The organism is Cobetia sp. UCD-24C, assembly GCF_001306765.1.
Lineage (GTDB): Bacteria > Pseudomonadota > Gammaproteobacteria > Pseudomonadales > Halomonadaceae > Cobetia > Cobetia amphilecti.
In genome coordinates this window covers 38,661-57,214 of record NZ_LJTD01000008.1, presented here as the reverse complement: position 1 = coordinate 57,214, position 18,554 = coordinate 38,661, and the positions used below count along the sequence as shown (strand labels likewise).

The following is an 18,554-nucleotide window of genomic DNA, read 5'->3' as shown; positions in this document are numbered from 1 at the left end:
TTTACCTGAAAGGAACAATGGGAAAAGGGAGAAGGTGAATGACGCCACACCGGCGTACGGATGCTGTGATTATCGGCGCATCAGACGCCAACTTGAGGCCGCAGGCAGCAATAGTTGCCGGCAATGCATCAACAGTGAATCGTCATCAGCGGCTCTAGCGGATCAGCGGCTCTGAACGACCCATCGCCAACTGGATGGCCCCTGATGCAGCGCCTTCACTGCCAGTACCGATCTCTTTATCCGCCGCAGGCGCCATATCCGTCGCAGACGCCACACCCGTCGCAGACGCCAGCTCGACCAGCGGCTGAGCATCGCGCGCATCGAGGGCAAACAGCGGCGCGGAGGCCTCAAGCAGCCCGCGCGGGGAGCCTGAGTTGGCGGTTGCGACAGAAGATGACGCAGGCACGGCATCGCGCGACGCCAGGCGGGTCTCCGCTGTCTCGGGATGGCCGCTGGCCTCCAGCGGGCCGACACGACTCATGATCGAGATCAGCTTGTCGGCATAGTGCGGGTCAGTGGCGTAGCCCGCCTCCTGCAAGGCACGCGCCGCACTCTCGGCGTCCGGCGACCGGGTCACGTGGGCATAACGCTGGGCGCCGGTCAGCAGCGCGGCATGATCGCGCAGCGCACTGGCCTGATCGGGATAGACGCGGAAGCTGTCTTCGAGACGCATGCGGCGCCCATCGCGGTATTCGGTGGTCAGCACCGTGGTGCTGTCGCCCTGCCAGCTGCTGCCGGCCTTGATGCCGAACAGGTTATGGCTGTCGGTGCCGGCCTCGGTGTGAATGCGGCGCTGACCCCAGCCCGTCTCCAGCGCGGCCTGCGCCAGAATCAATTCTGCGGGCAGCCCGCTTTCACGGCTGGCCGCCTGAGCGGCGGGGCCAAATTCCGCCACGAAGCGCTGCACATTCTCGGGCTGACGACGTTGTTGCTCGCTGAGCGCTGCCATGTCGGTCACTGTCACCGGGCTGACGGTGTCAGACATATCATCCTTGCCTGTCGTCGCCATCGGCAGCTCGGCGTAGATGCCTCGCGCCGTGTCGCCGGGCGCCAGCGTATCGAGCATCGCCATGAAGCCGGCCACCTCATCTGCGGCGCGTGTCTCCACCGCCGCCTGCCAGTCACCTTCGCGAGCCGCGCCCCCCTCCAGGGTCAGACCCACCGCCGGCAACCAGCCGTCGGCCCCCTGTTCAGCGACCGACTTCCCATCGGCTGCTTCGCTGGGGGAGATTGCCCCAGGAAGCGTCGTGTTGCTGTCAGTGCTCATCTTCGTGTCCGTGCCCGTCGCCGTGCTGGAGGACAACTGCTGAATCAGGATCTTCGACAGGCCGATACCGTCACCGACACTGGCCAGTTGCTGGGAGAGCTGCTGGTCAAGCATCGAGGTCATCATCTCTTGCTGCTGGGAGCCGGTCAGCGCTGAATTCTCGGTGGCCGAGCGCATCTGCTTGAGCATCATGTTGAGCATCAAGGCCTCGAATTGACGCGCACTCTCTTCCAGCGCCTCCTGCTGACGCTCGCCGCCACTGCTGGCCGCCCCCTTGAGGCTCGCCAGACCCTGGGTGTCGAAGGCCAGACGACCGGCATCCACGTTGGCACCGCTACCAAGCACACTCATCAGATCACCTCGAGATCAGCACGCAGCGCACCGGCTGCCTTGAGCGCTTCCAGAATCGAGACCAGGTCCTGCGGCGTGGCGCCCAGCGCATTCAGGCCATCGACGACCTCCTGCAGGCTGGCAGTCCCCTCGACCATGCGCAGCGCACCGCCCTGCTGATTCACGCTGATATCGGGGTCATTGACCACTGCCGTCTGCCCCTGGGACAGCGGCGCAGGCTGGCTGATCACCGGATTGGCGTCGATCACCACCGACAGGTTGCCGTGGGTGACCGCGGCGCGCGCCAGGCGCACTTCGGAGTTCATCACCACCGAGCCGGTCCGCGCATTGACCACCACACGCGCACGCGGCACGCCCAGGGCGACCTCGATGTTCTCGAGCCTGGCGATGAACCCGACACGCTGACTGAGGTCACGCGGCGCCTGCACCACGATATCGCGGCTGCTGAGTGGCGAGGCCAGCGAGCCGCCGAAATTGCGATTGATGGCGCTGGCGACGTTCTGGGCATGATTGAAATCGCCCTCGAACAGATCGAGATGGATCACGCCATTCTCATCCCCGAGACGCGTCGGCACGCCGCGCTCCACCGTTGCGCCACTGGGAATGCGCCCGGCGGTCAGCTGGTTGACCTGCACGCTGGAACCGCCGGCCTGGGCACCGGCGCCACCGATGATCAGATTGCCCTGCGCCAGCGCATAGACCTGGCCATCCACGCCCTTGAGCGGCGTCATCAACAGGGTGCCACCGCGCAGACTCTTGGCATTGCCCAGCGACGACACCACGACATCGATGGGCTGACCGGAGCTTGCAAAGGCCGGCAGGCTGGCGGTGACCATGACCGCCGCCACGTTCTTGAGCTGCATGTTGGTGCCCGATGGCACCGTCACGCCCAGCTGGGAGAGCATGTTGGTCAGACTCTGGCCGGTGAACGGCGCCTGGGTGGTCTGGTCCCCACTGCCATCCAGCCCCACCACCAGGCCGTAGCCGACCAGTGGGTTGTCGCGCACGCCGCGCACCTGGGCGAGGTCCTTGATGCGATCGGCCTGTGCCGATTGCAGCGTCAAGGTCAGGCAGCTCACCAGCATCAGGCAGGCGGCCAGCGCAGCGCGCCAGCGTGGATAAGGGAGCATCTCAGGCATCGGATAGCGACTCATGATGGGACAGCGTGGTGAGAAATCGGGAGGGGCCATTCAGGGCGAGGCAATTCGCGGCACAATTCTTCGCAGAACAAGCCTCTGCAGAACAATTCTCTACAGAACATTGCACGGCAATCGCCACGCCAGGCTCAGAACGGCGCCAGATTGAGGAAGAAGCGCTGCATCCAGCCCATGTTCTGCGCCTCGTTGATATAGCCATCACCGACATATTCGATGCGTGCGCTGGCCACCTGGGTGGACTGCACCGTATTGGCCGAGGAAATCGTGCGCGGATTGACCACTCCGGAGAAGCGAATCGACTCGGTGCCCTGATTGATCGCGATGCGCTTCTCGCCGCGCACCTCCAGATTGCCGTTGGGTTGCACCTGACTGACCGTCACGGTGATGGTGCCGGTGAAACTGTTGTTGGCATTCGAGCCACCACTGCCGGTGAAATCATTCTCGCCCTCGATATCGGCATCGGTGCCATCCAGCAGCCCCGTCATGAAATCGGGGATGGCGGTCAGCGAGAAACCGAGGCTGCCGTCGCGGCTGGCATTGCTGGCCGAGCTCTTGCTGGCGCTGACATTCTCGTCGAGCAGGATGGTGATGATGTCGCCGATGGCACGCGGGCGGCGATCCTCGAACAGCGGCTGGTTGCCATACAGCGGCTGGAAGATGGCGCCATTGGCCATCGGTTCCGGGCGCGGCTGCATCGTCGATTCCATTGGCGTGGTATCGACCAGCGGCTCGCTGGGGATATGGGCACACCCGGCGCCTACCAGCGTTATGGCCAGCATCGCCAATCCGACCAGCGCGCGGCGCATGCGACGCCAGCCAGGCAACGCCAATCCAGGCATCGCCAAGCCATTCTGGCGTGGGCAAACAGCTGACAGGGATGGCAGTGCCACCACCGGGAGATCACGCGAAAGCGACATGCGACAACCCTTACATCTGGACCAGACGCTCCAGCATCTGATCGGTGGTGGTCACGGCCTTGGAATTGATCTCGTAGGCACGCTGGTTCTGGATCATGCCCACCATCTCTTCCACCACGTTGACGTTGGAGGTCTCGACGAAGCCCTGATAGAGAGTGCCCGCACCATTGAAGCCCGGCACATTGTCACTGCGCGGCCCGGAGGCATCGGTCTCGGAATACAGATTCTCGCCACGACTGAACAGCCCCGTCGGGTTGATGAAGGTGGACAGCTGCAGCTGACCCACCTCGGTGCTGTTGGTGGAACCGGGCTGGGTGACGCTGACCACGCCATCGGAGGCGATATCGACACTCAGGGCATTGGCCGGAATGACGATCGCCGGGTCCAGCGGGTAGCCACTGGCGGTGACCATCTGGCCGGTACTGTCGAGCTGGAAGGAGCCATCGCGGGTATAGGCATTGGTGCCATCCGGCAGCATCACCGCGAAGAAGCCCTGACCATTGATCGCGACATCCTTGGAGTTCTCGGTCTGCTCCAGATTGCCCTGGATGTGCAGACGCTCGGTGGCCACGGTGCGCACCCCGGTGCCCACCTGCAGCCCCGAGGGCAGCTCGGTGGTGGCGGAGGAGGCAGCGCCGGGCTGGCGCATGTTCTGGTAGAGCAGATCTTCAAACACCGCACGCGACTGCTTGAAACCATTGGTCGAGACGTTGGCCAGGTTGTTGGCCGTGACGTCCATCTGCATCTGCTGAGCTTCAAGGCCGCTCTTGGCTGTCCATAGGGCACGAATCATCAGGGGGCTCCGCCGTGATTACGGGGTCAGTCGGTACCAAGCAGGCTGTTGCCACGCTCGGCCATGCGCTCTGCCGTATCGATGCTCTTCATCTGCATCTCGAAACTGCGCGCGTTGTTGATCATGGCGACCATCGCGTCGGTCGCCGAGACGTTGCTGCTCTCCAGGGCGCCGGAGACGACCCGCACCAGCGGGTCGGCAGCCAGTGGTGGCGCGGCCTCTCCCGCCGAAGTCGGCGGCTGACGGAAATAGCCGTCCTCGCCGCGCACAAGCGCCGGACTGCCGGGAATGGCCTCGGGATTGACCAGCTTGAGCTGGGCCTGCAGCACCATGGTGTCAGGCGCATCCGCCGCCGAGCGCGCACTCACGCTGCCATCGGCGGAGATATGCACGATGGCGTTGAGCGGCAGCTCGATCGGCCCGCCATCACCCAGCACCGGCAAGCCGCCGGAGGTCAGGACACCATCGGCATCGATCTGCAGCGCGCCGTTGCGGGTGTAGAGCTCCTCACCATTCGCGCCCTGCACGGCCAGCATGCCGGGGCCGTCCAGCGCGACATCCAGCGAGCGATCCGTGGTCTGGATCGTGCCCTGGGCCATCGAGGCCCCCGCAGTGGTCAGCTGACTGGAGACGCGTGTCGCCAGCCCTTCGCCCTGCACATCCACCGCCCGCGACAGCGTCAGCATCTCGCGAAAGCCGGTGGTCGAGAGGTTGGCCAGGTTATGACTGGCGACATCCTGAGCCGCCAGGCTTCGCTGGGCGCCGCTCATGGCGGTGTAGAGCATTCTGTCCATCCGCTATTCCCTCACACCTTGCCGTGTTGCCGTCAGCGCCCGACCCTCAACGCCCGCTCTTGATGCGCTGGTTCGTCGCTTAGTACTGACGCTCGAGATGACCCGGTTCGCCTCGACATCTCTGCTGTTTTCATTGCAGAAGACGAACCGCGTCACATGTCAGGAGTGGCATTAGCGCATGTTGATGACGCTTTGCTGGACCTCGTCCTGGACCTTGATGGTCTGGGCGTTGGACTGATAGTTGCGCTGAGCGATGATCAGATCGACCAGCTCGGTGGTCAGGTCGACGTTGGAGGCCTCGACGACCCCAGACTGGACCTCACCGAAGACGCCCTCACCCGGCACACCGACCAGCGGAACACCCGAGGAAGCGGTGGCGACCCAGCCGTTGTCGCCATTGGGCTGCAGACCCTGCTCATTGGCAAAGTTGGCCAGCGCGATGGTGCCCAGTGTCTGCTTGAGCTCATTGGAGTAACTGCCGATCACGCGGCCATCTTCCTCGAAGGACACGCCGACAAGACTGCCGGAGGTATAACCATTCTGGGACAGGGTGATGACTTCAAAATCGTTGGCATATTGGGTGCTGCCGGTGAAGTCGATACTGAAACTAAGATCACTCGCGCCATTGGCCAGGGCGTAGGTTTGAGCCGTCTGACTGTAATCAAGGAGCTGACCGCCTGCCCCGAAGGTGATCACCTCTGTCTGAGGATCAAAGTCGACAGAAGGGTCAGCAACGCCTTCGTCGATCTGTTCCTGCAATTCCGCAGCCTTGCTGGAAAAGTCCATCACGTGATGGACGTTCCAGGTGTTGTTTTCTGTCTTGGCATAAAAGGACGTCACGACATGTTCATCGCCAAGACTGTCATACACCGTCATCGCCGAGGCGTAGTTGTAGGTCGCGGCATCCGTCGGATCAAAATCGGCAGTGGCCGGCACAAGGTCCGCGGCATCCAGATTGAGCGCGACTTCAGCGCCATAGACCTCGAGAGCGATGTTGTCCTGCGTCGCTTTTGCCGCCAGAGGGGCTGTCGGAATCTGCAATACCACGGGTTCCCCGGTGACACCTTCACCGGAATAGCCTGTCAACTGGGCACCCTGGGCCGTGACGATATAGCCCTCGGCATCGATGTTGAGCTGGCCGTTGCGCGAATAGACGATCTGACCACTGGTGTCCGAGAAACGCAGGAAGCCATCTCCGGAAATCGCCAGATCGAGATCGCGTCCGGTGGATTCCAGCGAGCCGGAAGTGAAGTCCTGGGCAACGGATGCCAATTGCACCCCGATCCCCGCCGCCTGTGAGCCGGCATAGATGTCGGAGAATTGCGCCTCAGAGGATTTGAAACCCACCGTTTCCGAGTTGGCGATGTTGTTGCCGATCACATCCAGATTGGTAGAAGCCGCACTCAAGCCGCTCAATGCCTGTGAAAACGCCATGGTCTGTCCCTTTGATCGCGATGAAGATGAAAGCCCGAGACCTGTCAGCGAGCTCGGGGGCGGCCAAACGGCCTGAAACTGGTGGCCCGTCCGGCGGGCTCGCTGGCGCTATCCCGGCGCCATGGGCTCAGGTCAAAGCACCTGACGCACGGCGTCCAGACTGACGACACCCAACACCGGACCCAGGTCCAGCTGAGCACCGCTGTCGGTCTGATTGACGCCACTGACCACGCCATAACTCAGCGTCTGCAGGTCGTCATAGCTCTCGCCTGCCCGCTCGGCCGTCACGGCCAGCTGGTAGGAGCCATCGGCGGCTTCAGTGCCATCATCCAGCAAACCGTCCCAGACGAAGCCATGAATACCCGCCTCCAATGCGCCCAACTCGAAGGTCTTGACCACACTGCCATCCGCGCCCAGCACCTCGACGGTGGCATTGTCGACATCGTCGGCCAACTCAAGGCCGAAGGGTGTCGAGGTCGCGTTGCCCACCAGCACCGCATTGCCGCCGACCAGCACGCCCTGATCGAGCAGACTGGCCGCATGCAGCGCTTCACTGCTGGAAATCTGCGCCGTGATGCCCTCAAGGGTGGTGTTGAGTTCTTCGATACCACTGACGGTGCTGATCTGGGCCAGCTGCGCGGTCAGGTCGGAATTCGACACCGGGTCCATCGGGTCCTGGTTCTGCATCTGCGCCACCAGCAGGGTCATGAACTGATCATTGAGCTCCTCGGTACTGCTCACCGACTGCGTGCTGTCGGTGACACCGGAGGTCGTGGTGGTCTGGTTGATGCTGTTGAGCACACTGGTGTCTAGCGTCGCCATGCGGTTACCCGAAATCAGAAGAAGCGGTCAGAAGGCCAAAGCCCTGAGCGAGGGTCATTCCCCCAGCGTCAATGTCTTGCGCAGCAGGGACTTGGAGGTATTGAAGACCTCGACATTGGCCTCGTAGGACTTGGAGGCCGCGATCATGTCGACCATCTCGGCGACCGGATCGACATTGGAGAAGGTCACATAACCCTGCTCGTCGGCGAGGGGATGATCGGGGCGATACTCCTGGCGCGCCGGAGCATCGCTCAGCTCCACCGAGCTGACCCTGACACCACCGAGGCCTGCACTACGCGACGCCATCTGTGTCGCCAGACCGCCACCGGCCAGGTTGGCCGTCGCCAGCGAGGCATTGGCCTGACGCGCGAGGGGCGCGTATTCGAACACCACCTGACGCGCCTGATAGGGCTTGCCATCTGGGCCCGCCACGCTGTCGGCGTTGGCCATGTTGCTGGCCACGGCATTGATGCGCTGCGACTGGGCCGCCATCGCGGAACCCGCGACGTTGAAGATGCTGAACGCTGCCATCAACTGTTCTCCGATTGCATGGCCAGACGCAGACCCTGGATCTTGCCGGTCAGAAGCTCAAGGCTGGCCTCGTAATGCAGACTGTTGTCCGCGAAATTGACCCGCTCCACATCCATGTCGACGGTATTGCCGTCCAGACTCGGCTGTGTGGGCACGCGATAGAGCAGGTCCGCGCCCAGCGAGAGACCCGCCCCGCTGGCAGCCTGGTGGCCGGCCTGGGTCGTGTTCAGCGCAAGCGGCCCCGGCGCGGCATTGCCCGCCGTCGCCTTGGCCAAGGTGGCGGAGAAGTCGATATCGCGCGCCAGATAGCCCGGCGTGTCGGCATTGGCGATATTGGTGGCCAGCACCTGCTGACGCTCAGCGCGAAGGCCCAGCGCCTGCTGGTGAAAGCTCATGAGGGAATCAAGTCGATCAAACATGGAAGTGCCCCGCTGTCGGCACCTCGCCCTGATGTGAGCGAGGGAACATCCATCGATCAGCTCACGCGTAGGGGAGCATGACGGAAAGCAGGACTGAGAATAGTCAGCCAGCGCCAGGATGAAGGTAAGAACAAGCCACTTTATCGCGGCTATTTCTGGCCATGCCGGTATCAGGGGCGGATTACAATCTCTCGCGGCACTGATCCAGCGCCCTGAACCTTGTGCCCTGAACCTTGTGCCCTGAACCAGGGGCGCTTGACCCCGCCTTCCGCCCCGGACGCCACTCGCGATGAGAGACAGCATGCCGAAAATCAGCGTAGCGAAAGGCCTGTCTGTGGCTAGAGGACTGTCTGTTGCAAAAGGACTGTTTGTGACAAAAGGCCTGACGGCGGCAAAAGGCCTGTGGCGCACCATCGCCAGCACCGGACTATTGGTCCTGCTGCCCGCGGGGGCCGCTGTGCATGCCAACACCTCAGACACGATCGGCTCTGCCATTCAGCCGTCTGCCGCCCAGGCATCAGCAACAGCAACAGCCTCATCAATAGCCTCAACAACAGCGCCTTCAGTCAAAGACGCGCAGACACGCGCCGTCGAGGCCCTGCGCTGGCAATTGAACGACTTCTTCACCGCCGAGGACAGCGGCCCCGTCAGGGTGCGCATGCCCGGCGAGCCGCCACTGGGCGCGCCCAGCGAGGCCTCAGTACAACTCGAGCTGCGTCGCCTGCCCGCCCGCCTGAAAGAATGCTCGGCGCCCCAGATGAGCCTCAATGCCGCGCGCAGTGACCGCCATGCACCGGGCCTCAAACGCCTGCAGCTGCTGTGCGCCAACGGCCAGCGACATATCGTCAGCGTTCGCATGGAACGCTTCGCCTGGCGCCAGAGCACGCCACAGCCACTTGCGAGCGGCACCCCACTGGCACCCGCGAGATTGACGCCGGTACTGACGCCACTGGGCAAGTTGCGTGGCAATGGTTTCGAGAGCGCCGCGGCACTGTCAGGCTACGAGGTACGCCGCCGCCTACGCGCCGGCGAAGTCATCACCCGTAACAGCGTGCGCGCCATCCCGCTGGTAAACTTCGGCGATACCGTGACCTATCAGGTCAGCGGCACAGGCTTCAGCATGCAGCGCAGTGCGCGGGCACTTGAGGCTGGGGGGCTCGATGAGCGCATTCGCATCGAACTCGCTCCGGGCGACTGGGTGCGCGCCCGCGTCATCGGGCCGCGGCGGGTAGCGCCATGATGACTTCAGTTGAGTTGAGATGAGTCGCGCCGAGCCAACTCGAATCATCCTGTTGACTGCGCACGTCCAGCTACGACACGCTGACGCACCGGAACGAGACGCTGACGCTCAAAGGCCGAAATGCTTGATACTGACAAGCCGCCACCCGCACGAGATACCTCATTCCCGAGGGACCATATTGACTGTGTGGGGTAAAGCTTGTGCTGGCATGGCCGATAGTCGATTCAAGCGCGCAGATGACGCACGCAACCCATCCATGACAGGCTCGTCGTCGAGCACGGCCCGACGGCCAGAGAGGACAGTCAATGAAGATTGAACATGGCGGCCCGATACAGCGCAGCGATACCCAAGCCCCGCGCGAACTGCGTCCCGAGACGGCCAAGGACACCACCGCCACCACGGCGGCGACCTCCACGGCCGACTCCACCCAGGTCGAGCTTTCCAGCAGCGCGATCGATGCAGGCCAGGACATCGACCAGGCGCGCGTCGACAGTCTCAAGCAGGCCATCGCCGATGGCAGCATCAAGATCGATGTCGACCGCATCGCACAAGGGCTGATCGATGCCTTCGAAGGTGACGCATGACACTCGATGACCCCTCGACAGCCTTGCTGGGCGAGATCTTTTCCGGCCTCGAGCAGGAGCTGAATGACTTCATCGCCCTGCTTGAGGAAGAACAGCGCCTGCTGGGCCAACGCCTGCCGAGCGCGGCAGACCTTGAGGCCTCGCGCGAAGCCAAGCTGGCCAACGCCGCCCGCCTGGAAGCGCTGGAGAGCCGCCGGCGCAGCTGGCTGAGCAACGCAGGGCTTACCAATGACCCACTGGAACTGCATACGGTGCTCGCCAGCCAGCCGGTACTGGCCACCCAGTGGTGGCATCTGGTGACGCTGACGCGCCGCGCCCAGGCACGCAATCGTCTGAATGGTGAACTGATCGGTCAGCGCATGGCACTGCACAGCAAGATTCTCGACAGCCTGCATCAACGTGCGCCCGGCCATTACGGCGCCGATGGGCGTCCGGCAGCGGGGGCCTCACGCCTGAACGTCTCGGCCTGACTGTCCTGGCCTGAGTGTCCTGACTTGAATACCTCAGGCGTGAGGCCCGCGGGCTGCCCACCCAGACTGCAACGCCGCCCCTGCTGACCTAGAGACACGTTAGACCCAGAAATACTCGAGACCCAGAAACACGCGAGGCCCGGCATTCTGCCGAGCCTCCAGATACAGCTGATTCATTCCACTCGCCAGCCAATCAGTCATTCATCGTCAGTCACACAAAGCCAGTCCCCTTTCGCTGACAACGCCGCCAGTCACGCACCTTCCAGGCTTTCGACGTCGATCACCAGCTGGATGTCATCCAGATGTGTCGCCGGCTTGAGTACGCCACGTCCATTGCGATAGACCTTCAGCGAGAATGGCGCCGTCGCCAGCTCTCGGGTGGGCAGGGTCAACTTGCCACGCCTCGCCGCGAGCATGGCGCAGCGCTCCTCCAGGCAGAGCATGACCTGCCACTCCCCCGGTGCACTCGTGAGCGAATAGCGCCAATGAATCGCGGTGACGCGCGTCCTGTCAGGCGCCATCAGACCTGAATCACGCACGGCATCTGCCACTGCCAGAGGGCGCATATACCAATGCCCCCGCTGAGCGATGGTCAGCGACTCGACGGACATCATCACCGCCGCGCTGGCGGCCTGCACCGGCGTGGCCAGCGTCGCGGCCCACAGAGCTGCTGCCGTCATCAAGGCCGCCATCGGTGCCATCCTGCTTTTAGGCTTCGCACTCAGCTTCGCTCTCGACACCACACCCGCCCAGGCCGTACTGCGCCCTGTCACCACTCGCTTTCTTCTCTGCACCGCTGACTCCTTCAGATCCGTCTTGCTGCAGACGCTCGACACACCCCTTGCCGGCGCCTTCCCTGTCGCACTTATCTGTCTTTGCGGCATGTTGTTGTCTTGCTCGGTGGTGAGTCGCGCTGCCCTGGCGTCACGCCGCACGCCCCCCGATCATCTGGGTGACCCGCAGCTCGCGGTCATCGGGAATCTCTGCCTGGGACAGCACCGCCAGACTCTTGAAGCGACGACGCAGGAAGCGCCCCACCAAGGGTCGCAGCGCATGCCCAACCACCAGAACGCTGGGCTCGCCATTGGCGTCCTGCGCAGCGACGGCATTCTCGGCATGCTGCATCAAGGTATCGGCAAGGCCGGGTTCCAGCGCATTGCCGCTGCTCAAGGCCTGCATCAGCACCTGCTCGAGCTGCGCCTCCAGACCGATCACGCGCAAGACGCGTTCGGCGCCGAACCAGTACTGGGTAATGGCTCGCCCGAGGGCGACGCGCACCATGGCAGTCAGGTCGTTGGGGTCCTTGCTGTGCGGTGCATGCTCCGCAAGCGCCTCGAGGATGGTACGCATGTCGCGAATCGAGACTTCCTCATCCAGCAGGTTGTGCAGGATACGCTGCAGGGTGCCCTGACTGATCAAGGCCGGCACCACCTCCTCCACCAGGCCACCATCCTGCGGGCCCAGCTTCTCGAGCAGCTTGCTGACCTCACTGCGCCCGAGCAGCTGATCGGCATGGCGGGTCATCAGATGATTGAGGTGGGTCGTGATCACGGTCGGGGTGTCGACCACCGTGTAGCCATAGACCTGGGCCTGCTCGCGGGTTTCCGGCTCGATCCAGGTGGCGGCCAGGCCGAAGGCCGGCTCGGTGGTGGCCACGCCCGGCAGCTTGCCGGACACCTTGCCCGGATTGATCGCCAGCCAGCGGCCCGGATAGGCTTCGCCCCGCCCGACCTCGGCGCCTTTCAGGCTGATGACATACTGATTGGGCCCGAGCTCGAGGTTGTCGCGGATATGTACCACCGGCGGCAGGAACCCGATCTCCTGGGCGTACTTGCGACGCACCCCCTTGATGCGCGCCAGCAACTCACCGCCCTGACGCATGTCGACCATCGCGATCAGGCGATGACCGACCTCCATCGCCAGCGGCTCCACCAGTCGCACGTCATCCCAGCTGGCCTCGCTGACCTCCTGCACGGCCGCCGCAGGCGCGGGCACCGCCTCTTCCTTCGCCTCGCTGCTGACCTCCTTCTCGCGCAGGGAGGCCCACCACCCAAACCCCGCCAGCAGCAAGGTGAAGAGAATGAAGACCATGTTGGGCATGCCCGGCACCAGGCCCAGCAAGCCCATCACGCCAGCCGCCAACCACAGTACCTGCGAGCTCTTGAACAGTTGGCCGATCATCTGCTGACCGACGTCTTCATTGGTGTTGACCCGCGACACCATCACGCCCGCGGCGGTCGAGATGACCAGCGACGGAATCTGGGCCACCAGGCCATCGCCGATGGTCAGCAGCGTATAGGTGCGCGCCGCATCGGACATGCTCAGGTCGTGCTGCCCGACCCCGATGATCAGCCCGCCGATGATATTGACCACCATGATCACCAGCCCCGCCACCGCATCGCCGCGCACGAACTTGCTGGCACCGTCCATCGAGCCGAAGAAATCGGATTCCTGCGACACTTCCCGGCGGCGCTCGCGCGCCTGGTCTTCGCCGATCAGGCCGGCGTTGAGGTCGGCATCGATCGCCATCTGCTTGCCGGGCATGGCGTCCAGCGTGAAGCGTGCGCCGACCTCGGCAATACGCCCGGCGCCCTTGGTGATGACCATGAAGTTGATGATGACCAGAATCGAGAACACCACCAGGCCGACGGCGAAGTTGCCGCCGACCAGAAACTGGCCGAAGGCCTCGATGACCTTGCCCGCCGAGTCACCGCCGTTGTGACCTTCCAGCAGCACCACCCGCGTCGAGGCGACATTGAGCGACAGACGCAGCAAGGTCGAGAACAGCAGCACCGCGGGGAAGGCCGAGAAATCCAGCGGCTTCTGCGCAAACATGCTGACCATCAGGATCATGATCGACAGCGCAATATTGAAGGTGAACAGCAGATCGAGGATGAAGGACGCCAGCGGCAACACCATCATCGACAGGATCATCATAATCAGCAGCGGCCCGGCCAGCACCTTCAGCTGGCTGGAGGTGTTGAGCCCCACGCGGTCAAACAGTGTCAGCAAGGTATTCATGCAAGCGGCTCATCGATCGTGAAGGGCGTTGCGCGTGCGGCGCAGCGGCCTGGGCTTGGGGAGCACAAATGGCGGTCAGTCATGGGGTTCGGGCAGCAGCATCAGCCAGCAGGACGGTTATCAAGTTCGGGCCTCAACTTCGATCATCAACTTCGATCATCAACTTCCGACACGAGGATCCGTCGTTGCGTCACCGTCCGGCCCGGGTTTGGCGCTGGGCTGGAACACCGCCCCGGCATCGGCGTCATCAGAGGATGTCGTGTCAGAGGGCGGTGCGCCTGAGGCTAACGCGTCAGCTTCGGCTGTCGACTCCCCGCCATCACGCTCGGCGCCTGGCGGGTCAGCCTCCTCAGCCGTCCCTTGCGCCTCCTCGGGCACCTGATACTCATCAGGAACGGACAGATCTGCCGGCAGACTCGGGCGCAGGCCACCCTGCTGGCGCGCCCGCTTGAGTCGCATCGCCCAGGCCAGCACCTCGGCGATCACCTGGTAGAGCGCAATGGGAATTTCCTGCTCGAGATCGACATGGGTGTGCAGGGCACGCGCCAGGGGCGGCGCACTCAGCATCGGCACCCCGTTCGCCTCGCCCACTTCGCGAATGCGCAACGCCACCTCATCACGCCCCTTGGCCACCACCCGCGGTGCGCGCATGTCGCCCTCGTGATAGACCAGCGCCACCGAGTAGTGCGTCGGGTTGTTGACGATGACATCGGCAGTGGGAACGGCGCTCATCATGCGCGCACGCGCCATGGCCTGTTGCTGCTGACGGATGCGCGCCTTGATCTGCGGGTCGCCATCCGTTTCCTTGTGCTCGCGCTTGATCTCCTCGAGGCTCATGCGCAGCTTCTTGGCGTGACTCCACAGCTGGTACGGCACATCCATCAGCGTCGGCACGATCAGCATCAATATCGCCAGCGCCGTACAGCGCGCCACGATCGCCAGCGCATCCGCCATGGCGTTGCCCAGTGGCATCATCATCAAGGCCATCAATTCCTGGCGCTGGGCATGCAGATACATCACCACCACGCCACCGACCAGTATCGACTTGGCGATGGTCTTGAGCAGCTCGGCCAGCGCCTGGGAGGACACCATTCTGCCCAGCCCCTTGACGGGATTGAGCTTGCCCAGCGACGGCGCCAGCGACTTGGTGGAGAACATCCAGCCGCCCAGCAACACCGGGCCGACCAGCGCCAGCACCATCAGCAGGGCGAACAACGGCAACAGTGCCAGCAAGGCCTCCTGGCCCAGCATCAAGGCATTGGCCAGCATCACGCGACTGTCGAGTGCCTGAGCGCGATCGAAGCCGAACGAGGCGCCCAGTACTCGCTCCAGGGTGTCGCCAAGCGGCCCGGCCAACAGCCACAGGCCTGCCGCACCTCCGCCCAGCAACAGAAAGGTCGCAAGCTCCCGCGAGCGGGGCACCTGCCCTTCCTCGCGGGCCTTCTGTATTCGGTGGGGCGTGGCGTCTTCTGTCTTGTCGTCGCTGCTCTGCTCGTCAGCCACCGGCTACTCCGCTTGCATTAGGCGACCAACGCCCGGATATCATCTGACCATTGTGCCTCCCGATGTCAGGATCAAAGCGGGGAATAACGCGAGAAATAGGCTAGGACTTAAAGAGTAAGTCGCTAGCCTTTGAGCCCGGCTTGGCGATGACGCACCTCGCTCGGGCTTGCCAGCTGCTCGAGACGCTCGCGCAGGCTGTTGATGTCCTCGGCGGGCCGGGGGTTGACGCCGTTGCTGTCGGTGATATCGCGATAGGCCGACTGACTGAGCACCATCAGGCTGATGCGACGATTGATGGCGGCCTCGGGGTTCTGGCTGTCGAGGCTGATGCGCGAGCCCATGCCGACCACACGCACGATGCGCTCATAGGGCAGCCCACTGTTGCCCAGCACGCGGCGCGCGGCATTGGCGCGATCGGTGGAGAGCTCCCAGTTGCCGTAGCCGCCTTCACCGACAAAGGGACGATTGTCGGTATGCCCGGTGATGCTCAGATGATTGGGCAGCCGCTTGAGAATCGGCGCCAGCAAGCCAAGCAGCTGCGACAACTGTGGCGAGGGTTGCTTGCTGCCCAACGCGAACATCGGGTGCTGGTCGCTATCGGTGATCTGGATGCGCAGGCCTTCGGAGGTCAGCTCGATCTGCAGCTGCTCACGCAGTTCGGCCAGGTCCGCGTCATCGGCCATGCGCTGCGTCATGGTGGTGTCGATCTCGTCGCGAATGGCGGCCATGCGGGAATCATCGGCCAGCGCCTGGCGCTGCAGGCGTTGCAGATCAGCGCCCTTCTCGCCCTGGGTCTGCTCGGCCATGAAGCCGCCACCGGGAATGGCGCTGCTGGAGGCCGAATTGCGATCGCCCCCCAGCAGCGAGACTTCCAGCGGCGCACCGAAGTAGTCGGAGATTTCCCGCAGGTCGTCATCCGAGGCATTCGAGATCACCCACATCACCAGGAAGAAGGCCATCATCGCGGTCATGAAGTCGGCGTAGGCGATCTTCCAACCACCGCCATGATGTCCTTTGACGATACGCGGCCGCTTGATGACGATGGGTCTGCGCTCTTCACTCATCGAGACCTCCGAGCTTCAGTCCAGAGACACCCACTGCCTCGACCTCGACAGCCAGCGATACCTGTGTCACTGACACGCAGGTGACGGACACGCTTGCGACTGACGCACTTGCGAGAGACAGCAACGCCATATCAGCCCGCACCCTTGTTCTTGATCTCGCGTACATGCTCTTCCAGCTCGTTGAAGCTAGGACGCTCGGCGGTGAACAACGCCTTGCGGCCGAATTCCACCGCGACCTGCGGAGCGTAGCCATTGAGCGAGGCCATCAGGATGACGCGAATGCACTGCATCATCTTCACGGCCTCGTGCACCTCGTGCTGGATCTTGTTGGCGACCGGCGTGACGAACCCATAGGCCAGCAGGATGCCGAGGAAGGTGCCGACCATGGCATTGGCGATCAACACGCCCAGCTGGGCGGCACCCTGGTCTGCCGAGGCCAGCGCATGCACCACCCCCATCACGGCGGCGACGATCCCGAAGGCCGGCAGGCCATCTGCCACCGCCGAGAGGGAATGCACCGGAATCTCGGTCTCGTGCTTGAAGGTCTCGATCTCGTGTTCCATCAGCGACTCGAGCTCGAAGGGGTCCATGTTGCCGCTGACCATCAGGCGCAGGTAGTCGGTGATGAAATTCATCAGAATGGGGTCGGAGAGCAGGCGCGGATACTCGGCGAACAATGCGCTTTCCTGCGGATTGTCGATGTCCTGCTCGATCGCCAGCATGCCCTGCTGACGGGCACGCGACAGCAGCAGATACAGCAGCCCGATGACTTCCATATACAGGGACTTGTTGTAGCCACGCGTGCGCTTCAACTTCGAGAACGCCTTGCCGGTGGCCTTGATGGCCTTGCCGTTGTTGCCGGCCAGAAATGCACCGACGGCAGAGCCACAGATGATGAGCAATTCCGCGGGCTGCATCAGCACCGCCAGGTGCCCGCCCACCATCAGATACCCGCCCAGGGTGGACGCGATGACCACTAGATAGCCTATGAACAACAACACAATAACCCCCTTGGCATTCGGTCAACGTCGCATGAATCTGACTATCGGCGTCGCTGAGCATGTCTTTAGGGTCACGGCGGAATATTCGTTGAGGCTGTCGTTGTCGAATGAGCCATGGTCGAACAGTCGGCATTGAGCCAGGCGGGCGATCAATGGTGCACAACGCAAGAAGGCTTGCCCGGGGATGGGCAAGCCTTCTGGTCTTTGCACGCTCGTCTTGCTCGATCGCCTGGCGCAATCCTGGCGCCTTCACTGACACGAGACAGCTATCATCCGAGGCTGGCGACGGCTGCCGACTGCTCCAGTGCCAGTTCTTCACGGGCCTTGCGGCGTGCTGCCGTCTTGCCGGCACGCGATGGCGGCTGACAGATGCCACACACGTAATCGTGTGATGGCGTGTGGGCGTGCACCACGAAATGGCCACTGCAGGTCTTGCAGCTGGCCACTTCCAGCAGATCACTTTCGAAAAAGCGCACCAGTGTCCAGGCGCGCGTGAGCGCCAGCACCGGCTCGTCTTCGCCGACATGCTCCAGGTAGAAGCGATATGCCTTGACGAAGGCATTCATGCGCGACGCGCCCTGCGCCTTGAGCCGACGGTAGAAACCGTGGAACAGCGATGCATGCAGATTGGGCTGCCAGGTCATGAACCAGTCGGTGGAAAACGGCAGCATGCCCTTGGGCGGCGAGACACCCCGAACTTCCTTGTACAGCTTGACCAGGCGCGCGCGGCTGATCTCCGTTTCCGTCTCGAGCACCTGCAGGCGGGCCCCCAGTTCGATCAACTCTACTGCCAACTGCAGCTGTTGCAGTTCATCGACGAGACTTTTCTGGGTCATCCACTGATTCCCCCCTGGCGAAGTCCAGCATCGTTCTGGCGCGCATTCAGCAGCATGGCAGTGTGCATCGCGCTGAAATCCTGGTCGCGACCACCCTGCAAGACTCCCTTGAGCTGCGAGGCATCATCCAACGCCAGCTCGCACAGCAGTTGATTGCAGGACGACAACGACACCAGCTGACTGACACTCATGCCAGACAAAAGATCCGCCATCTCTTGATCGAGACCCAGGCGTACCAGCGCCATTTCCGTATCTTCGACCAACAAGCGCTGCACAAGCAGAAGATACGACAGATTGACACTCTGTATATCATTGAGCAGTGAGGACATCATGATTCCCTGAGTGGTCTG

19 protein-coding genes are annotated in these 18,554 nt (G+C 63.1%); 3 read left to right on the top strand and 16 right to left on the bottom strand.

The genetic code is table 11. The features are described from left to right. Positions 1-154: 154 nt before the first annotated feature. From flgJ to flgB, 9 genes are all read right to left on the bottom strand, one after another. Positions 155-1,618: a flagellar assembly peptidoglycan hydrolase FlgJ gene (flgJ, locus tag AOG28_RS12305; protein ID WP_054556616.1), complete on the bottom strand. Its 1,464-nt coding sequence runs from the start codon at positions 1,616-1,618 to the stop codon at positions 155-157. After that, on the bottom strand, positions 1,618-2,757 hold the full coding sequence (locus AOG28_RS12300; RefSeq protein ID WP_054556615.1) for a flagellar basal body P-ring protein FlgI: 1,140 nt from the start codon (positions 2,755-2,757) through the stop codon (positions 1,618-1,620). The genes flgJ and AOG28_RS12300 overlap by 1 nt, the downstream gene beginning before the upstream one ends. Positions 2,758-2,903: 146 nt before the next feature. After that, entirely contained in the window at positions 2,904-3,554 is a 651-nt protein-coding gene (locus tag AOG28_RS12295) for a flagellar basal body L-ring protein FlgH (RefSeq protein ID WP_235507024.1), read from the bottom strand. Positions 3,555-3,702: 148 nt separating this feature from the next. Then, positions 3,703-4,485, bottom strand: coding sequence for a flagellar basal-body rod protein FlgG (flgG, locus tag AOG28_RS12290; protein WP_054556613.1), 783 nt, complete (start codon positions 4,483-4,485; stop codon positions 3,703-3,705). A 26-nt stretch (positions 4,486-4,511) separates the two neighbouring features. Continuing rightward, positions 4,512-5,279, bottom strand: a complete 768-nt coding sequence (locus AOG28_RS12285) for a flagellar basal body rod protein FlgF (RefSeq protein ID WP_054556612.1) — start codon at positions 5,277-5,279, stop codon at positions 4,512-4,514. A 171-nt stretch (positions 5,280-5,450) separates the two neighbouring features. Continuing rightward, positions 5,451-6,713: a flagellar hook protein FlgE gene (flgE, locus tag AOG28_RS12280; protein ID WP_054556611.1), complete on the bottom strand. Its 1,263-nt coding sequence runs from the start codon at positions 6,711-6,713 to the stop codon at positions 5,451-5,453. Between the two features lie 132 nt (positions 6,714-6,845). Next, positions 6,846-7,535 (bottom strand): flagellar hook assembly protein FlgD, encoded by a 690-nt coding sequence (locus tag AOG28_RS12275; RefSeq protein ID WP_054556610.1) that lies wholly within the window; start codon positions 7,533-7,535, stop codon positions 6,846-6,848. A gap of 54 nt (positions 7,536-7,589) precedes the next feature. Beyond that, positions 7,590-8,066, bottom strand: coding sequence for a flagellar basal body rod protein FlgC (gene flgC / locus AOG28_RS12270; RefSeq protein WP_054556609.1), 477 nt, complete (start codon positions 8,064-8,066; stop codon positions 7,590-7,592). Then, entirely contained in the window at positions 8,066-8,461 is a 396-nt protein-coding gene (flgB, locus tag AOG28_RS12265) for a flagellar basal body rod protein FlgB (protein WP_318833290.1), read from the bottom strand. The genes flgC and flgB overlap by 1 nt, the downstream gene beginning before the upstream one ends. 634 nt (positions 8,462-9,095) lie before the next feature. On the opposite strand from flgB, the gene flgA reads away from it, so the two are divergent. From flgA to AOG28_RS12250, 3 genes are all read left to right on the top strand, one after another. Next, positions 9,096-9,725 carry a flagellar basal body P-ring formation chaperone FlgA gene (gene flgA, locus AOG28_RS12260; RefSeq protein ID WP_054556607.1) on the top strand — a complete coding sequence of 210 codons (630 nt, stop codon included), beginning with the start codon at positions 9,096-9,098 and terminating at the stop codon, positions 9,723-9,725. Between the two features lie 305 nt (positions 9,726-10,030). Beyond that, positions 10,031-10,309: a flagellar biosynthesis anti-sigma factor FlgM gene (gene flgM / locus AOG28_RS12255; RefSeq protein WP_054556606.1), complete on the top strand. Its 279-nt coding sequence runs from the start codon at positions 10,031-10,033 to the stop codon at positions 10,307-10,309. Further along, entirely contained in the window at positions 10,306-10,779 is a 474-nt protein-coding gene (locus tag AOG28_RS12250) for a flagella synthesis protein FlgN (RefSeq protein WP_054556605.1), read from the top strand. Before flgM ends, AOG28_RS12250 begins: the two co-directional genes overlap by 4 nt. A gap of 251 nt (positions 10,780-11,030) precedes the next feature. Here AOG28_RS12250 and AOG28_RS17815 read toward each other — a convergent pair whose 3' ends face one another. The 7 genes from AOG28_RS17815 to flhD all read right to left on the bottom strand — a co-directional run bounded on the left by AOG28_RS17815 (position 11,031) and on the right by flhD (position 18,533). Further along, the gene (locus AOG28_RS17815; RefSeq protein WP_054556604.1) at positions 11,031-11,471 is read right to left on the bottom strand and encodes a flagellar protein FlhE; all 441 of its coding nucleotides are present in this window, start codon (positions 11,469-11,471) and stop codon (positions 11,031-11,033) included. A 232-nt stretch (positions 11,472-11,703) separates the two neighbouring features. Continuing rightward, the gene (gene flhA / locus AOG28_RS12240; protein WP_054556603.1) at positions 11,704-13,800 is read right to left on the bottom strand and encodes a flagellar biosynthesis protein FlhA; all 2,097 of its coding nucleotides are present in this window, start codon (positions 13,798-13,800) and stop codon (positions 11,704-11,706) included. A gap of 159 nt (positions 13,801-13,959) precedes the next feature. Beyond that, positions 13,960-15,303 carry a flagellar biosynthesis protein FlhB gene (gene flhB, locus AOG28_RS12235; protein ID WP_082388743.1) on the bottom strand — a complete coding sequence of 448 codons (1,344 nt, stop codon included), beginning with the start codon at positions 15,301-15,303 and terminating at the stop codon, positions 13,960-13,962. Positions 15,304-15,425: 122 nt separating this feature from the next. Beyond that, positions 15,426-16,367 (bottom strand): flagellar motor protein MotB, encoded by a 942-nt coding sequence (motB, locus tag AOG28_RS12230; protein ID WP_054556602.1) that lies wholly within the window; start codon positions 16,365-16,367, stop codon positions 15,426-15,428. Positions 16,368-16,498: 131 nt separating this feature from the next. Then, positions 16,499-17,368 (bottom strand): flagellar motor stator protein MotA, encoded by an 870-nt coding sequence (gene motA / locus AOG28_RS12225; protein WP_054556601.1) that lies wholly within the window; start codon positions 17,366-17,368, stop codon positions 16,499-16,501. 269 nt (positions 17,369-17,637) lie between these two features. Beyond that, positions 17,638-18,204: a flagellar transcriptional regulator FlhC gene (gene flhC / locus AOG28_RS12220; RefSeq protein WP_054556600.1), complete on the bottom strand. Its 567-nt coding sequence runs from the start codon at positions 18,202-18,204 to the stop codon at positions 17,638-17,640. Further along, complete coding sequence (flhD, locus tag AOG28_RS12215) at positions 18,201-18,533, bottom strand: flagellar transcriptional regulator FlhD (RefSeq protein WP_054556599.1); 333 nt, start codon at positions 18,531-18,533, stop codon at positions 18,201-18,203. Before flhD ends, flhC begins: the two co-directional genes overlap by 4 nt. Between the last annotated feature and the right edge of the window lie 21 nt (positions 18,534-18,554).

What these genes read in the sequence shown, in the direction of transcription:
- flgJ (WP_054556616.1), bottom strand. Translation starts at nt 1,618, where the DNA reads ATGAGTGTGCTTGGTAGCGGTGCCAACGTGGATGCCGGTCGTCTGGCC.
- AOG28_RS12300 (WP_054556615.1), bottom strand. Translation starts at nt 2,757, where the DNA reads ATGCCTGAGATGCTCCCTTATCCACGCTGGCGCGCTGCGCTGGCCGCC.
- AOG28_RS12295 (WP_235507024.1), bottom strand. Translation starts at nt 3,554, where the DNA reads ATGCTGGCCATAACGCTGGTAGGCGCCGGGTGTGCCCATATCCCCAGC.
- flgG (WP_054556613.1), bottom strand. Translation starts at nt 4,485, where the DNA reads ATGATTCGTGCCCTATGGACAGCCAAGAGCGGCCTTGAAGCTCAGCAG.
- AOG28_RS12285 (WP_054556612.1), bottom strand. Translation starts at nt 5,279, where the DNA reads ATGGACAGAATGCTCTACACCGCCATGAGCGGCGCCCAGCGAAGCCTG.
- flgE (WP_054556611.1), bottom strand. Translation starts at nt 6,713, where the DNA reads ATGGCGTTTTCACAGGCATTGAGCGGCTTGAGTGCGGCTTCTACCAAT.
- AOG28_RS12275 (WP_054556610.1), bottom strand. Translation starts at nt 7,535, where the DNA reads ATGGCGACGCTAGACACCAGTGTGCTCAACAGCATCAACCAGACCACC.
- flgC (WP_054556609.1), bottom strand. Translation starts at nt 8,066, where the DNA reads ATGGCAGCGTTCAGCATCTTCAACGTCGCGGGTTCCGCGATGGCGGCC.
- flgB (WP_318833290.1), bottom strand. Translation starts at nt 8,461, where the DNA reads ATGAGCTTTCACCAGCAGGCGCTGGGCCTTCGCGCTGAGCGTCAGCAG.
- flgM (WP_054556606.1), top strand. Translation starts at nt 10,031, where the DNA reads ATGAAGATTGAACATGGCGGCCCGATACAGCGCAGCGATACCCAAGCC.
- AOG28_RS12250 (WP_054556605.1), top strand. Translation starts at nt 10,306, where the DNA reads ATGACACTCGATGACCCCTCGACAGCCTTGCTGGGCGAGATCTTTTCC.
- AOG28_RS17815 (WP_054556604.1), bottom strand. Translation starts at nt 11,471, where the DNA reads ATGGCGGCCTTGATGACGGCAGCAGCTCTGTGGGCCGCGACGCTGGCC.
- flhA (WP_054556603.1), bottom strand. Translation starts at nt 13,800, where the DNA reads ATGAATACCTTGCTGACACTGTTTGACCGCGTGGGGCTCAACACCTCC.
- motB (WP_054556602.1), bottom strand. Translation starts at nt 16,367, where the DNA reads ATGAGTGAAGAGCGCAGACCCATCGTCATCAAGCGGCCGCGTATCGTC.
- flhC (WP_054556600.1), bottom strand. Translation starts at nt 18,204, where the DNA reads ATGACCCAGAAAAGTCTCGTCGATGAACTGCAACAGCTGCAGTTGGCA.
- flhD (WP_054556599.1), bottom strand. Translation starts at nt 18,533, where the DNA reads ATGTCCTCACTGCTCAATGATATACAGAGTGTCAATCTGTCGTATCTT.